Raw genomic sequence first — 13914 nt, 5'->3', positions numbered from 1 at the left:
ATAGACCCTACCGAAAGACTGGCAGGATATATTGGTATTGTAATTTAGGATACTTCTAACTTTTCGTCATAAACATTTTCATACCCCTTTTCGGGACAATCGAAAAATTTGCCGGTAATAAATCGATAGTGCTTATCCAGCTTGGCTATAGTTTCCATATCTTCTTCTTCAAGGACAACATCTGCAGCCCTGAAATTGGAAATAATGTGTTCTTTACTCGTGGATTTCGGAATAACCGCTGATCCTCTATGTGTATTCCAGCTAATTAAAACCTGAGCCGCAGTGGCGCTGCGTTTTTTTGCAATCTCTTTAATTGAATCGATTTCCATTAAGTTGGGTTCATCTTCAGCTTTCATTTGTGAAGATCTGTCACCGGAGCCTAGAGGCGAGTAGGCGGTTAAAAGTATATTTTCAGAATTGCAATACTCCAGTAAATCATTTTGCTGAAGCAAGGGATGCAATTCCACCTGATTCATTTCGGGCTTTATAACTGCTTTGCTTACCAGATCCTTTAATTTTTGTACACTGAAGTTGGAAACCCCAATATGTTTTACCAAGCCTAATTCTTTAGCCTTTTCCATTTGTTTCCAGGTTACCGTGATTGGTAGTTCTTCCAAGGGAATATAGTCGCTGGGAGCTGAAGGAGAGCCAATGCCTTGTTTAAAGGCCACCGGCCAATGTATTAGATACAAGTCCAGATAATCTAATTGCAGTTTTTGTAAGGATTTCTGTAAAGCAGGTAGTACCTGACCTTCGCCGTGTGCATCGTTCCACAATTTTGAAGTAATAAAGACATCTTCCCTGAAAATTTTTCCTTCCGAAAAAACTTCAGCCAGGGCTTCACCAATAACTTCTTCATTTCCATAGACAGCAGCAGTATCAATGTGTCTAAATCCCGTATTTAAGGCTGTTTTGACAGCAATTTTTAAATCATTTCCTTTCGATTTCCATGTGCCAAGACCAATACTATGAAAAGTATCGCCATTGGCAAATTCCAGCATTTTCATATTCTTTCTTTTTTTGTTTCTATGAAAATACAAAACAATAAACGCCTATGTAAAGGAATTTGCCACTTTAGCGATTATTTAACTTCACCGGACGATTTATTCTTTCCTGGGATGATATCTATTAATTATCTCTGTAAGATGCGTTTTGTCAATATGTGTGTAGACTTCGGTGGTAGTAATACTCTCATGTCCCAGCATTTGCTGAATCGCCCTCAAATCGGCACCATTTTCCAATAAATGTGTGGCAAAGGAGTGTCTGAAGGTATGCGGACTTATAGTCTTGTGAATTCCTGCTTTTACAGCCAGTTGTTTCACTATTGTAAAAATCATAGCGCGCGTAAGTGCCTTTCCTCTTCGATTTAAAAACAGCGTGTCTTTGGCCATGGGAGCGATTTCTTGATGATTACGGACTTCCATACGGTACAACTCGATGTATTTTATGGTAGTATCTCCAATAGGAACAAAGCGTTGCTTATCACCCTTTCCTGTTACCTTTATAAAGCCTTCTTCAAAAAACAGATCGGATATTTTAAGATTTGTCGCTTCCGAAACCCGTAATCCACAACCGTATAGTGTTTCCAGGATTGCCCGATTTCGCTCTCCTTGCGGCTTGCTTAGGTCAATGGCTTCAATTAACGCATCAATTTCTGAAGTAGAGAGCGTATCGGGAAGTTTTCGTCCTATTTTCGGACTTTCAATTAGTTCTAGCGGATTAGTTTTTCGGTATTCTTCAAAAATAAGATAGTTGAAAAATCCGCGTAATCCCGAAATTATCCTGCTTTGAGATCTCGGATTTACTGCTTTGGCAATGTTGTAGATAAATTGTTGCACTGTTTCTTCAGAGATGGAAACAGGAGAAATTATAATTTCGTTTTCATCCAACCATTGTATCAACTTCTTGATATCCAGTTCATAGTTGGCAATAGAATTTTCAGAAAGGCCACGCTCAATTTTCAAGTAGTGTTTATAGTCGGTTACCGCTTGTTGCCATTTCATGATTTTGTGCATTTCAGAATCGTAAAACAAAAGTACATTTAAAAATAATTCTTTAGATTCGCCGTTTAGAAGTCAATACTAAAACACAAAAAAAAAACATTATGAAAAAACTGATTTTATTTGCATTAGCAGTTGGGATGTTTACGACATCGTCTGCACAAGGAATCGATTTAGGTGTTAAGGCAGGGGTAAACTTTGCAAGTTTAACTGACGCCAGTGGTCTGTCCAATCGAACAGGATTTGTAGCCGGTATTTTTGCAGGGGGAAAGTTTAACGACAATGTTGGGCTACAAGCAGATTTGCTATATTCACAGCAAGGAGCTGAATTTGAGGGTGAAAAATTCGAATTAAATTATGTCAATGTACCAATTGTGTTGAAATATTTCATTTTTCAAGGACTTAACATCCAAGCCGGACCACAATTTGGATTTATCGTTGATGATAATACACAATCATTATTTGGAGAAATATTTAACGATGCAGCTACTAAAGATTTCGACTTATCAGGAGTAGTAGGACTAGGTTACGATTTACCCCTTGGACTTAGGGTCGATGGTAGATACAACTTTGGTCTTTCTGATGTTTTTGAAAATTTTGGAGATTCAAAATCAAAGAATAGTGTCGTTACACTTTCGATAGGATATTCATTCCTATAATTTATAATCAGTATAAATTTACGAGCCGTTTTACGAAGGTAAAGCGGCTTATTTATTGAATATCAAATTGTTAATAACCCTGTTGACAATTAGGGCAATAGCCCTATATACTTGGTATTGTTTATTTTATTAGCTTTATCTCATTAACTAAACACACTTAATTATGAAAAAACTACTTATTATGGCTGCTATTGCAGTTTTTGGATTTACAACTGCCAATGCACAAGGCGTAAGCTTTGGAGTTAAGGCCGGTGCTAACTTCGCTTCTATTAATGGAGATGACGCCGATGATCTTGATGGAAGAACAAGTTTCCATGTGGGGGGTGTTGTAAACATTGGAATTTCTGAATTGTTTGCAGTGCAACCTGAACTTGTTTACTCTGCCCAAGGGTTTGAATTTGAGGACGTGAAGGGAAAGTTAGATTACGTTAACATTCCTATTATGGCTGACTTTACTGTAGCCGATGGATTGAGTCTTCAAGGAGGGCCACAGGTTGGAATTAATATTTCTGCAAAGCAGGAGTTCGATGGTGAAACTGAAGATATTGATGATATCGAAACACTAGATTTGGGCTTTGGAGCAGGTGCTCAATATAGATTACCCGATATGGGCTTGTTCTTTCAAGCTCGATATGTAATTGGTTTTAATGATATTGTAGAGGATTTTGCCGGAAAAAACAGCGTTATCAGCCTTTCTGTAGGATGGTTCTTTAACTAATAATTATTAAATCACAGAAAAGCGGAGGTGCAAGCTTCCGCTTTTTTTATTTCTATATATTTGAAATATGAAAATAGTCATCATCAACGGACCAAACTTAAACTTACTCGGGAAAAGAGAAAACGATATCTATGGAGATGAATCGTTTCAGGATTTTTTTGAACGTCTGCAAGAGAAGTTTAAAATGGTGACTTTGTCTTATTACCAATCCAATATCGAAGGCGAACTAATAGACAAGCTACAGGAAGTTGGCTATTCCTATGATGGAATTATACTTAATGCCGCTGCATATACACATACTTCGGTGGGAATAGGGGATACCGTCAAGGCCATTAAAACTCCTGTGGTGGAAGTGCATATTTCAAATACTTTTTCCAGAGAAGAGTTTCGACACACCTCGTTTATTTCACCCAATGCCAAGGGCATTATTCTTGGTTTTGGTCTGCAAAGCTACGAACTGGCGCTACAAAGCTTTTTGGCTGCCAAATAAAAAAGCGTCCCAATTACTTGAAACGCTTTATATCTTATTAAATATTCTTTTTATAAATGTATCACCTCGCCATACGCATCGGCGACAGCTTCCATAACCGCTTCACTCATGGTAGGGTGCGGGTGAATTGTTTTTAATACTTCGTGGCCTGTAGTTTCCAGTTTCCGTCCCAAAACGGCTTCAGCAATCATATCGGTTACTCCGGCACCAATCATATGACAGCCCAACCACTCTCCGTATTTAGCATCAAAAATTACCTTTACAAAACCATCTTTGGCTCCTGCAGCGCTAGCTTTTCCGCTTGCTGAAAATGGAAACTTACCTACTTTCAATTCGTATCCGGCTTCTTTTGCTTGCTTTTCGGTCATTCCCACGCTGGCAATTTCGGGCGTAGCATAGGTACATCCCGGAATATTTCCGTAATCGATGGCTTCTACATGTAGTCCTGCGATTTTTTCTACACAGGTAATCCCTTCAGCAGAAGCGACGTGTGCCAACGCCGGACCGGGAACTATATCACCAATGGCATAGTAGCCGGGAATGTTGGTCTGATACCAGTCGTTCACCATTATTTTATCTTTGTCAACAACAATTCCAACGTCTTCCAGACCTATATTTTGTAAATTGGAAGCAATCCCTACTGCTGAAAGTACTACTTCGGCCTCTAAAATTTCTTCTCCTTTTTGTGTTTTTACGGTTGCTTTTACCATTTTTCCTGAAGTGTCCAGTTTTTCAACCGAAGATGAAGTCATCACCTTGATACCTGCTTTCTTGAAGGATTTTTCAAATTGCTTTGAAACGTCTTCGTCTTCCAGAGGAACTAAATTTGGCAAAAATTCAACGATGGTAACCTCAGTGCCCATGGCATTATAAAAATGAGCAAATTCCACTCCTATGGCACCACTACCCACCACAATCATACTCTTAGGCTGTGTTTTAAGTGACATTGCCTCACGATAGCCAATTACCTTCTTACCATCCTGTTTTAGGTTGGGAAGTTCACGAGAGCGAGCGCCTGTGGCGATTATAATATGATCTGCCGTATATTCTTTTCCGTCGACATCAACTTTTTTACCCGGCTTCAGCATTCCAACACCATTGATAACATCGATTTTATTTTTTTTCATTAAAAATTGGACACCTTTGCTCATCCCATCTGCAACACCTCGACTACGATCCACTACTTTCCCAAAATCTTTATCTGCATTTTTCAGGGTGAGTCCGTAGTCCTCGGCATGTTTCAGATAGTTAAACACTTCGGCACTTTTAAGAAGCGCTTTTGTAGGGATACATCCCCAGTTTAAGCACACGCCACCCAAACTTTCTTTTTCAATTATTGCCGTTTTGAGGCCCAACTGAGAGGCTCTAATAGCTGCTACGTAACCGCCCGGTCCGCTTCCTAAAACTATAATATCGTATTTACTCATCCGCTAAATTTATGTCATTTTAATAATGACACGAAATTACAAAATGAAAGTGTAACGAAGTAAAAAACCACAAAAAAATAAGCAGCAAATCTCAAAGAACTGCCTTGAGGTTTGCTGCTTAAAATTGTAAGCCGGATTTAATCACTCGTTTTTAAAATCCACAGAAAGTGAATTAACACAATAGCGTTGTCCAGTTTTGGTGGGACCGTCATTAAACACATGACCTAAATGACTTCCACAATTGGCGCATAATATTTCGGTGCGAATCATTCCGTGTGTGGTGTCTTTTATATATTCCACTGTTCCCGCTATAGCTTCATCAAATGAAGGCCATCCACAACCATGATCAAACTTGCTGTTGCTTTCAAACAATGGTGTTTTACAGGCGCCACATACATAGGCTCCCGATTCAAAATTCAGATTGTATTTTCCGGTAAAGGGACGTTCGGTACCTTTTTGGCGTAAAATATGGAAGCGTTCGGGACCCAACTCTTCCAACCATTGTGCATCTGTTTTCTGTAAAGGATAACTTTTATTTTTCATTTTATTTCGGAATAAATTCTAATGCAGCACCATTAATGCAATGTCTCTTGCCTGTGGTGTCGCGAGGACCGTCATCGAAGACGTGTCCCAAATGCCCACCGCATACTGCACAATGTTCTTCAACTCGCTCATAACCCAAATTATAATCGGTTGAAAATGCTACATTTCCTTTAATCTCTCTGTCAAAACTCGGCCAGCCTGTTCCACTATCAAATTTGTACTCACTTTTAAAAAGGGGGGTTTGGCATGCAGCACATACGTAGACACCCGGACTGTAATTTTTATTTAGCGCACTTGTAAAAGGCTGTTCGGTACCGGCTTCACGTAAAATATGAAATTGTAAATCGGTAAGTTCGGCCTTCCATTCTGCTTCGGTTTTAACCACCGCATACGTAGCTGTTTCTTTTTTATCCTGCGCTGAAGAATTACAACCTGTAATTACAAAAATTATGAGTAACAGACTGATTTGTTTCATATTAATCGATTTTAGGAATTTGTGATGTTTCAATTTGTAAATTTTGTAATAATTCATCCATGGTCAAATTTGCATTGGCAAATTCAGAAGGAACTATTGCAACTCGAAACGTTTGGTCGTTTGTGTATTGTGTACCTAACGTAGAAAAATCTGAAAAATCTCCGTACAAATACAATCGGACGTCTAAAAACGTATAATCGAAATTATAAATCAGAGTCCCCTGAGGCACAAAAAATGTCTGTGGTAACTGACTCCAAATATCAATTCCACCGGATGTAACTCCTTCCAGAAGGTATACCAATACCACGTCGCTTTCATATACCTCTACATTGGAGGGAAAGACAATAAGCTGTTCGTAATTGTTGGAAGCGGTAAAATCTACAGTAACCTCAAATACCTGTCCCAAAATATTAATTCCGGGGTCTCCGGGAGGGCCCTGATCCCCTTCGCAGGATGTGAGTAAAAGAGTAGAAGTAAACAAGAGTGATAAAATTAAATGTTTCATAAGAGTATATTTTTTTTGAATGGTACAAAAGTTGTTCCATTCTATAAAAATACTATCAATCGTATGAGATGTTCTTAAAATTGCGATAAAATTTTGGCTATAATTTTCTCTCTTAAACGAAAATTGAAAGGATCACCACTGTTTTATATTTTTTTTATAACTATTCAATTTTTATATCCTTATTTTTAAACAAATAAATAAAAAAAGTTGATATGAAACTTAAAAAAACACTTTCCATACTTGCTGTTGTTGTCTTTGCCGTGGCTTGCACAACAACCAATCCGTTTACCGGAAAACAGACACTGGCACTGGTGCCTAATTCGCAGATCTTTCCAATGGCTTTCCAGGAGTACCAATCATTTCTAACAGAGCATAAGGTTGTGAAGGGGACAGCAGACGCCCAGCGCATCACCACTGTGGGACAAAAAATCGCGGCGGCTTCAGAGCGATGGTTGACTGCTAACGGATACGCCGGATATTTAGAAAATTATCAATGGGAATATAACTTGGTGGAGGATCCTGCCGTTAACGCCTGGTGTATGCCCGGAGGTAAAATAGTTTTTTACACCGGAATTTTGCCTATTGCAAAAAATGAAGCCGGCATTGCTGCTATTATGGGCCATGAGGTAGCGCATGCACTTGCTAATCACGGACAACAACGTATGAGTGCAGGACAATTACAATCATTGGGAGCAGTGGCCGGAAATATAGCCCTAAGTAAAGATCCTAAAAATCAGCAAATTTTCAATCAGGCATACGGGATAGGAACCACTGTAGGAGTTATGCTGCCTTTTAGTAGAAATCATGAAAGTGAAGCCGACCAGATTGGATTAACTTTAATGGCAATTGCCGGATACGATCCAATTGTTGCCGCCGAACTCTGGCAGCGTATGAAGGCCAATGCAGGAGGAAATGCACCCCCAGAGTTTTTAAGTACACACCCTTCCAGCGATACCCGAATTAATAATATTACCGCGTGGGCACCACAGGCAAAGGCGGAAGCCAGAAAATTTGGTGTTACTACTTTTAAAAAGTAACCCTCATAGCATAGATTTATTTATTACTTTAGAAGCTGCCTTTAGGGGCAGCTTTTATTTTTGTAAAAAGAATTTTTATGGGGAATCTCGAAAAGGGAAGTAAAAAATTATTAAATGCCTGGGCCTTTTATGATTGGGCCAATTCGGTTTATAGCCTTGTAATTGCTTCAGCGGTATTTCCAATTTATTATCAGGCGCTTTTCAACAGTGCAAATGTGGATTCCGTAGTGGTTTTTGGCGGTATTATTAGAAGTACCCCTTTAATTAGCTACACAACCGCGGCCGCTTTTCTACTTGTTTCTATCATGTCTCCCTTGCTTTCCGGAATTGCCGATTATGTAGGCAACAAGAAGGTTTTTATGAAGTTTTTCTGTTATTTGGGGGCCTTATCCTGTATTGGCTTGTATTTTTTCGATCTTGAAGCGATTCATACCAGCCTGTTATTTTATTTTCTGGGACTGGTTGGATTTTGGGGAAGTTTGGTCTTTTACAATTCGTACCTCCCCGATGTCGCCTTTACAGAACAGCAGGATAGAATAAGCGCCAGAGGATATTCTTTAGGATACATAGGAAGTGTGCTATTACTTATTTTCAATTTATTGATGGTGATGAAGCCTAATCTCTTCGGACTGGGAGAAGGGGGAGAAGCCAGTATGAAAGCGATGCGTATTTCGTTTGTCTCTGTTGGCGTGTGGTGGATCGGTTTTAGTCAGTATTCGTTTTATCATTTGCCGAAAGGAGTTTCAACAGGTCACAAGGTAACACGTAAAGTGATTTTTAATGGTTTTAAGGAACTAAAAGGGGTCTATCAATCGCTATCGGGAAATTTAAAATTAAAACGATACCTCGCGGCTTTCTTTGTATACAGTATGGCGGTGCAGACTGTAATGTTGGTCGCAACCTATTTTGGGGAGCAGGAAATTGATTGGGGAGGTGCGGACGAAAAAACAATAGGCTTAATTTCGAGTATCTTGATAATTCAACTGGTTGCTGTCATTGGCGCGACTCTTACGTCGCGGTCTTCAGAAAAATTCGGAAATATCCCAACCTTAATTGTAATAAATGGGATCTGGGTTTTAATATGTGTGGTAGCCTATTTTATAGAAACTCCAAATCAATTTTATATGACCGCCGGAGTAGTGGGATTGGTTATGGGTGGAATACAAGCTTTATCCCGTTCGACCTACTCGAAATTTTTGCCCGAAACAACCGATACTACCTCTTATTTTAGTTTTTATGATGTTGCCGAAAAAATTGGAATCGTTATTGGAATGGTAATTTACGGAGTCATTGATCAGGTAACGGGAAGTATGCGAAATTCAATATTGTTTTTGGTAGTATTTTTTATTACAGGCGTTATTTTACTTTTTAGAGTACCAAGAAAAAATAGCAAATAGACAATTTTTACTTATGTTTGCGGTTATTACCAAAGAAAACTTACTTACTTATGAAAAAATTTCAACTATTAAACTGGGTGTTGGTTGCCTTCCTTACATTTCAGTTTATTTCTTGTGATAACGAGCCCTTAGAGGGAGATTTTCAACAAGATGAAACCAATACTGCAGGAGAGGGAGAATTTATCGCCAAAGTAAATGGGCAGGATTTTTTAGCCGAAACAGCCAGCGGAGTTCTTTCCGGAGGTGTTTTGGTAATTACAGGACTTAAAAGTGAAAACGGAGAAAACATAACGCTCTCTGTGGCACAGGCCGGAGAAGGGATGTTTAATTTGGTAGCCGGAGTTGGTACACAAACATTTGGAATGTATTTTAATTCCGAGTCTCAGAGCAACCCTTATATTTCGTATGCGGCTCTAAGTGGCCATGGACAATTAACTATTTCTGAAATGGACACCGAAGCCTTGACAGTTACGGGAACCTTTAATTTTGTGGGAGGTCGTTTTGCGTTAGATGGTGAAGGAAACCCTGTATTAGACGGTAGTGGAAACCCGGTTATTGAAACCATAGAAATAAGTAACGGAGCCTTTAATACTATTGAATATACAATAGAGGATAATGGCGGTGGCAATGTGGATGATGCCTTTTTCGCGAAGGTGGATGGAGTTGATTTTATTGCACAGACCATAGAAGTTACCCAATCGACAGTCGCAGGAATTCCAATGCTCAAACTAGTTGCGACAAATGCAGCCGGAGCTTATATTCGTATTGATTTCCCCGAAGGTCAAGGCTATGGAGGACCCTTCGATATGCAATCCATTTCTAACGGTACCGATTTAATTGCCATGTACAATGCAGGTACCGGAGGTGAAGATTTAAGTTCAAGCCCCGGGGTTATTGAATTTTTAGAATTTGGAACTACAACCGGAAAAGTTCGCGCTCAATTTAATTTTACAGCGACCGATCCTTTAGGAAATGACCCTACAATTGTCCAAATTACTCAGGGGAGTTTTGCAATAGACTATATTGAAAACACAACCGAAATATCCGATATTTTGGAGGCCGAAGTAGATGGAGTTACATATACCGCCGCCACAATCGAATTGACTCAGACGCCAGTAGGAGGAATACCTACTGTGTGGGTGACTACTGAAGACACTGCAAACATGCAATTTTTACGCCTAACTTTCCCTGAAACTATTGAGGTTGGAAGTTATGCAATAACTAGCGATCTTGTTGTAGGTGATGAGAAAATTGCCTTGTTCATTCCAAACACCGCAGATCCTCATAATTTCAAATCGGATAGCGGTATTCTTACAATAATAAGTTACGACACTTTTAACGGAATAATAGAAGGAACCTTCGAATTTACGGCAATTGATATGACAGGACAGGATCCTACGATCTATCAAATTGCTAACGGAACCTTTACCATTCAAATTGATTTATAAAGTACAAACAGCTAATTCATAAAAAAACCGCCCGATTTTTCGGGCGGTTTTTTTATTTCACTATGTTTTTGAAATTTACATCGATCTAATGGAACCGGAGCCCATTACTTTGGTATCACTTTTTTCGGGGCTACCACTGTATCGAATATCCCCCGAACCGTTTACACGTGCTTTTATATTACTTTTGGCCATAACTTCAGCATCACCTGAGCCGGAAACATAGACTTGTACATTTTGGGAGATCATGCTTCCACCCATAAAATTACCACTACCGGATAGTTTTAGCTCTAAAGTTTGAGCCTTCCCGGAAAGCTTCATATCACCCGATCCGGTCACCTTTGCGTCTAATTCATTGGCGTCAATGTCTAAAACTAGATCTCCAGAACCTGTTACAGATACTTCAAATGCATCACTTTGGATGGTATTTTTTGAATCAATATCACCCGACCCTACCAGAGATACGCCTTTAATATCCTGAAATGGTACGGTAACATGAATTCCGTTTTTGGTCGTAAGGGAAGTATTGTTCTTCGTTTTAATTACCAAGGTGTTCCCATCTTGTACTTCAACGATAATATACTCCTGAAGGTTTTCGTCCGTAGTAACAGTAATTGTTCCTTCGGTACCCTTGTGCAAGTGAACATCCATAGAACCTACTGCCTTTATTTCGGTATAGTCTGATGTGTTCACGGTTTTTGTTGTCACATTTCCGTTACCAACTACTTTCTCGTGTTTCCATTGGGCGTTTACTTCCGAAAGTCCTAAAAAGAAGATGGTAAGTGTCAGCGCATAGTGTACTAGTGTATTCATATTGTTTGGTTTAAATGCGTTAGTTTTTGATAAATGTCACTCCACCGTAATCCGACCTGATATTTACTGTGTTTCCTGAATTCTTACTTCCATGATAACCGGAATACATTTTATGGCTGCTTTCTTTTGAAGTATTAGTGACTGATATTTCTTCTACACCCTTCAAACTGCAATAGGTTAAATTTACGGTAAAATTAAAGTTATAATTGCTTGCAAAGCCCAATTTAATTCCTGTGTAATCTGCATTAATAGTTACATCCTTTGCAGAACCCGTAAGCCTGTCGACAGTAATAGAACCATAATCGGTGTTTAAATTTAGAGTTCCGGTTACTGTTCCAATACGATTGCTCACATAGTCGCCGCGCCCTGTAATATTCCCGGCCTTGTTAATGGTAACTTTTCCGTAATCGTTGTTGTAATTTACCTCGGTTGCTTCTCCAATTTCCGAATTGGTATAATCTGCATTTAGCTCTAAACGACCCACCTTATCCAAAACGAAACCGGAGTAATCTGCATCTATCTTTCCACTTTTCATATATGCAATAGTGCTATTACTGGTATAATCGAAGTTCAAATAGTTATTGTCTGCGAGAAGTTCCCCAATTATTAACTGTCCGTAATCGCAATTTATTTTTGCATTGCCTTCCAGTCGGTTCAAATTAATGGATCCGTAGTCGTTATTAAGGTCGACCGAGTTCATTGCCGGGATTTTAATGGTGTAATTTACTTCAATGGAGATACTTTTGTGTTTCTTCCCCCACCAGCTCCAGGAATTGTTATTATTGTCTCCAAATCTTGTTTTTGCTGTAACCAGAGAGGCATTGCCTGTAAAATCTACAGTAATTTGATCCAAACGCTCCTGCACTTCTTTTTCATCATCTCCGTTCGTAGTAATATGGACTTCTATTACGGTTCGGTTTTCGTTCCAGGTAGTAATGTAAATGTTACCGTACGAATTGTCTACTTTAAGACCTGCGTTGGCATTTACACTGTATTCTTTTTTAAGTGTTTTTTCCTTGGTGTATTTCCCCTTAAACTTATCGGGATTGGCAAATACAATTGCCGGGATAAGTAACAGGAATACTGCTTTTTTAAATTGTGATTTCATCTTTAGTGTTATTTAGATTTTTAACTTCTTCTATTGTTACAAGTACTTGTTCGAGTAACTCGATACGGTTCTGGAAATTGGTAATCATCGCATAAATTACACGTTTGTTGTTACCACTTTTCAAGAGATCCATCTTGAGTTTTTCATATTCCTGTTCAAGTACTTCCATTTGTCGCATTGCATCGTCTACCAAGGCCTTGGTTTCGGGTGTGGTTTGACTTTTTAAGGTGGCTAATTCCTTATTGATGGTTGTTGTGAAAAAAGTTTGGGTTTCTGCCATTTCGGGAGAAACACTCGCCAAATCGCCTATTGGTGCGGGTTGATTCAGAAAAGTAAATCCTAAACCAAACAGTACCACTATCGAAGCTGCTATGGAAAGAGGTTTCCACCATCCTTTGGTTTTTTCAGGTTTCTGCGCTTGCGCATTCAACCTTTCCAGAAACCGTTTTTGGTGTCCTTCCGGAGTTTCATGGTCATCGAAGTTGCCTTCCAAACTTTTAAACAGATTATGTACGTAATCTTTATTCATAATGTATAATTAATTTTTTTCGTAAACTTTCTTTTGCTCTCGAAATAAGCGTTCTGCAATTGGCATAACTTATTTGTAAAATTTCACAGATTTCCTCGTAATCGAATCCTTCAATAAAATGAAGGGTCAAAACCTCCTGATAACTGTCATGTAACTCCTTCATTCCTGCCATCACCTGCCGCGCTTTTAACGGGACTTCATCCTCTTCAAATGCAGCAATTCCAAAGCTGTCTTCTTCAACATCAGGAAGATTGCTATCATTTATTTCCTGAAAACGCAGCGACTTTCGGTATTGTGAAATACTGTTGTTCACTACAATTCTTTTCAACCAGGATCCAAACGAAGCCTCACCTTTAAAGGTGTGCAATTTTTCAAACGCCGTTATAAACGATTCTTGCATTACATCTTCTGCTTCGGCCGTATTTTTTACAATACGAAGCGATGTATTATACATGGCATGTTGATAACGATTGTAGACTTCCAGCTGTGCCAACTGATTTCCTTTCTGACAAAGAGCGAGTAACGTATTAATATGTTGGTCGGTTAGTGACAAAAAATACAATTGTTTAGTCTAAAGATGAACTAAGATACCAATTGTTACACTTGCTGTAGAAATTTTTTAAGCGATTGGCATAACTCTTGACTTATACTGTTGAAGATGTTGCTGAAGCAGTTGATTTTCAGTAGTGTTTTTAAAAATTTATAATAAAATTAATATACTAACAGCATTGTAAGCGCTATTTTAGTGACACAATGTCGTAATCGATT

Annotated in this window: 16 protein-coding genes; 6 read left to right on the top strand and 10 right to left on the bottom strand. The window is 38.9% G+C overall.

Annotated features, from left to right (window positions below; genetic code table 11):
• Window positions 1-44: 44 nt before the first annotated feature.
• Window positions 45-1007: an aldo/keto reductase gene (locus ATE92_RS12240; protein ID WP_100803988.1), complete on the bottom strand. Its 963-nt coding sequence runs from the start codon at window positions 1005-1007 to the stop codon at window positions 45-47.
• A gap of 96 nt (window positions 1008-1103) precedes the next feature.
• Window positions 1104-2003, bottom strand: a complete 900-nt coding sequence (gene xerD, locus ATE92_RS12235) for a site-specific tyrosine recombinase XerD (protein WP_100803987.1) — start codon at window positions 2001-2003, stop codon at window positions 1104-1106.
• 101 nt (window positions 2004-2104) lie between these two features.
• On the opposite strand from xerD, the gene ATE92_RS12230 reads away from it, so the two are divergent.
• The 3 genes from ATE92_RS12230 (at window position 2105) to ATE92_RS12220 (ending at window position 3867) form a co-directional block, all read left to right on the top strand.
• The gene (locus ATE92_RS12230; RefSeq protein ID WP_100803986.1) at window positions 2105-2659 is read left to right on the top strand and encodes a porin family protein; all 555 of its coding nucleotides are present in this window, start codon (window positions 2105-2107) and stop codon (window positions 2657-2659) included.
• A gap of 163 nt (window positions 2660-2822) precedes the next feature.
• A complete protein-coding gene (locus ATE92_RS12225; protein ID WP_100803985.1) occupies window positions 2823-3377 on the top strand; it encodes a porin family protein in 555 nt (184 codons plus the stop codon).
• Between the two features lie 67 nt (window positions 3378-3444).
• The gene (locus tag ATE92_RS12220; protein ID WP_100803984.1) at window positions 3445-3867 is read left to right on the top strand and encodes a type II 3-dehydroquinate dehydratase; all 423 of its coding nucleotides are present in this window, start codon (window positions 3445-3447) and stop codon (window positions 3865-3867) included.
• Window positions 3868-3917: 50 nt separating this feature from the next.
• Here the strand turns inward: ATE92_RS12220 and lpdA are convergent, their stop codons facing one another.
• The 4 genes from lpdA to ATE92_RS12200 form a co-directional block, all read right to left on the bottom strand.
• Window positions 3918-5294, bottom strand: coding sequence for a dihydrolipoyl dehydrogenase (gene lpdA, locus ATE92_RS12215; RefSeq protein WP_100803983.1), 1377 nt, complete (start codon window positions 5292-5294; stop codon window positions 3918-3920).
• A gap of 141 nt (window positions 5295-5435) precedes the next feature.
• Window positions 5436-5837: a peptide-methionine (R)-S-oxide reductase MsrB gene (gene msrB, locus ATE92_RS12210; protein WP_100803982.1), complete on the bottom strand. Its 402-nt coding sequence runs from the start codon at window positions 5835-5837 to the stop codon at window positions 5436-5438.
• Window position 5838: 1 nt separating this feature from the next.
• Window positions 5839-6312, bottom strand: a complete 474-nt coding sequence (gene msrB / locus ATE92_RS12205; RefSeq protein ID WP_100804433.1) for a peptide-methionine (R)-S-oxide reductase MsrB — start codon at window positions 6310-6312, stop codon at window positions 5839-5841.
• Between the two features lies 1 nt (window position 6313).
• Window positions 6314-6817, bottom strand: a complete 504-nt coding sequence (locus ATE92_RS12200; protein WP_100803981.1) for a hypothetical protein — start codon at window positions 6815-6817, stop codon at window positions 6314-6316.
• 212 nt (window positions 6818-7029) lie between these two features.
• Here ATE92_RS12200 and ATE92_RS12195 point away from each other — a divergent pair, with 212 nt between their 5' ends.
• The 3 genes from ATE92_RS12195 to ATE92_RS12185 all read left to right on the top strand — a co-directional run bounded on the left by ATE92_RS12195 (window position 7030) and on the right by ATE92_RS12185 (window position 10699).
• Window positions 7030-7854 (top strand): M48 family metallopeptidase, encoded by an 825-nt coding sequence (locus ATE92_RS12195; protein ID WP_100803980.1) that lies wholly within the window; start codon window positions 7030-7032, stop codon window positions 7852-7854.
• Window positions 7855-7931: 77 nt separating this feature from the next.
• Entirely contained in the window at window positions 7932-9251 is a 1320-nt protein-coding gene (locus tag ATE92_RS12190) for an MFS transporter (protein WP_100803979.1), read from the top strand.
• A gap of 50 nt (window positions 9252-9301) precedes the next feature.
• Complete coding sequence (locus ATE92_RS12185) at window positions 9302-10699, top strand: DUF6252 family protein (RefSeq protein ID WP_100803978.1); 1398 nt, start codon at window positions 9302-9304, stop codon at window positions 10697-10699.
• A gap of 75 nt (window positions 10700-10774) precedes the next feature.
• Here the strand turns inward: ATE92_RS12185 and ATE92_RS12180 are convergent, their stop codons facing one another.
• The 4 genes from ATE92_RS12180 to ATE92_RS12165 are packed head-to-tail and all read right to left on the bottom strand — an operon-like array spanning window position 10775 to window position 13699.
• Window positions 10775-11509: a head GIN domain-containing protein gene (locus ATE92_RS12180; protein ID WP_100803977.1), complete on the bottom strand. Its 735-nt coding sequence runs from the start codon at window positions 11507-11509 to the stop codon at window positions 10775-10777.
• 19 nt (window positions 11510-11528) lie between these two features.
• The gene (locus ATE92_RS12175) at window positions 11529-12617 is read right to left on the bottom strand and encodes a hypothetical protein (protein ID WP_100803976.1); all 1089 of its coding nucleotides are present in this window, start codon (window positions 12615-12617) and stop codon (window positions 11529-11531) included.
• On the bottom strand, window positions 12601-13146 hold the full coding sequence (locus ATE92_RS12170; RefSeq protein WP_100803975.1) for a hypothetical protein: 546 nt from the start codon (window positions 13144-13146) through the stop codon (window positions 12601-12603). Before ATE92_RS12170 ends, ATE92_RS12175 begins: the two co-directional genes overlap by 17 nt.
• A complete protein-coding gene (locus ATE92_RS12165) occupies window positions 13139-13699 on the bottom strand; it encodes an RNA polymerase sigma factor (RefSeq protein ID WP_100803974.1) in 561 nt (186 codons plus the stop codon). Before ATE92_RS12165 ends, ATE92_RS12170 begins: the two co-directional genes overlap by 8 nt.
• Between the last annotated feature and the right edge of the window lie 215 nt (window positions 13700-13914).

It is taken from the genome of Ulvibacter sp. MAR_2010_11 (assembly GCF_002813135.1).
In the GTDB taxonomy this organism is placed as follows: Bacteria; Bacteroidota; Bacteroidia; order Flavobacteriales; family Flavobacteriaceae; genus Altibacter.
The sequence above is the reverse complement of the archived record's forward strand: the minus strand, read 5'-3'. Positions and strand labels throughout refer to the sequence as shown.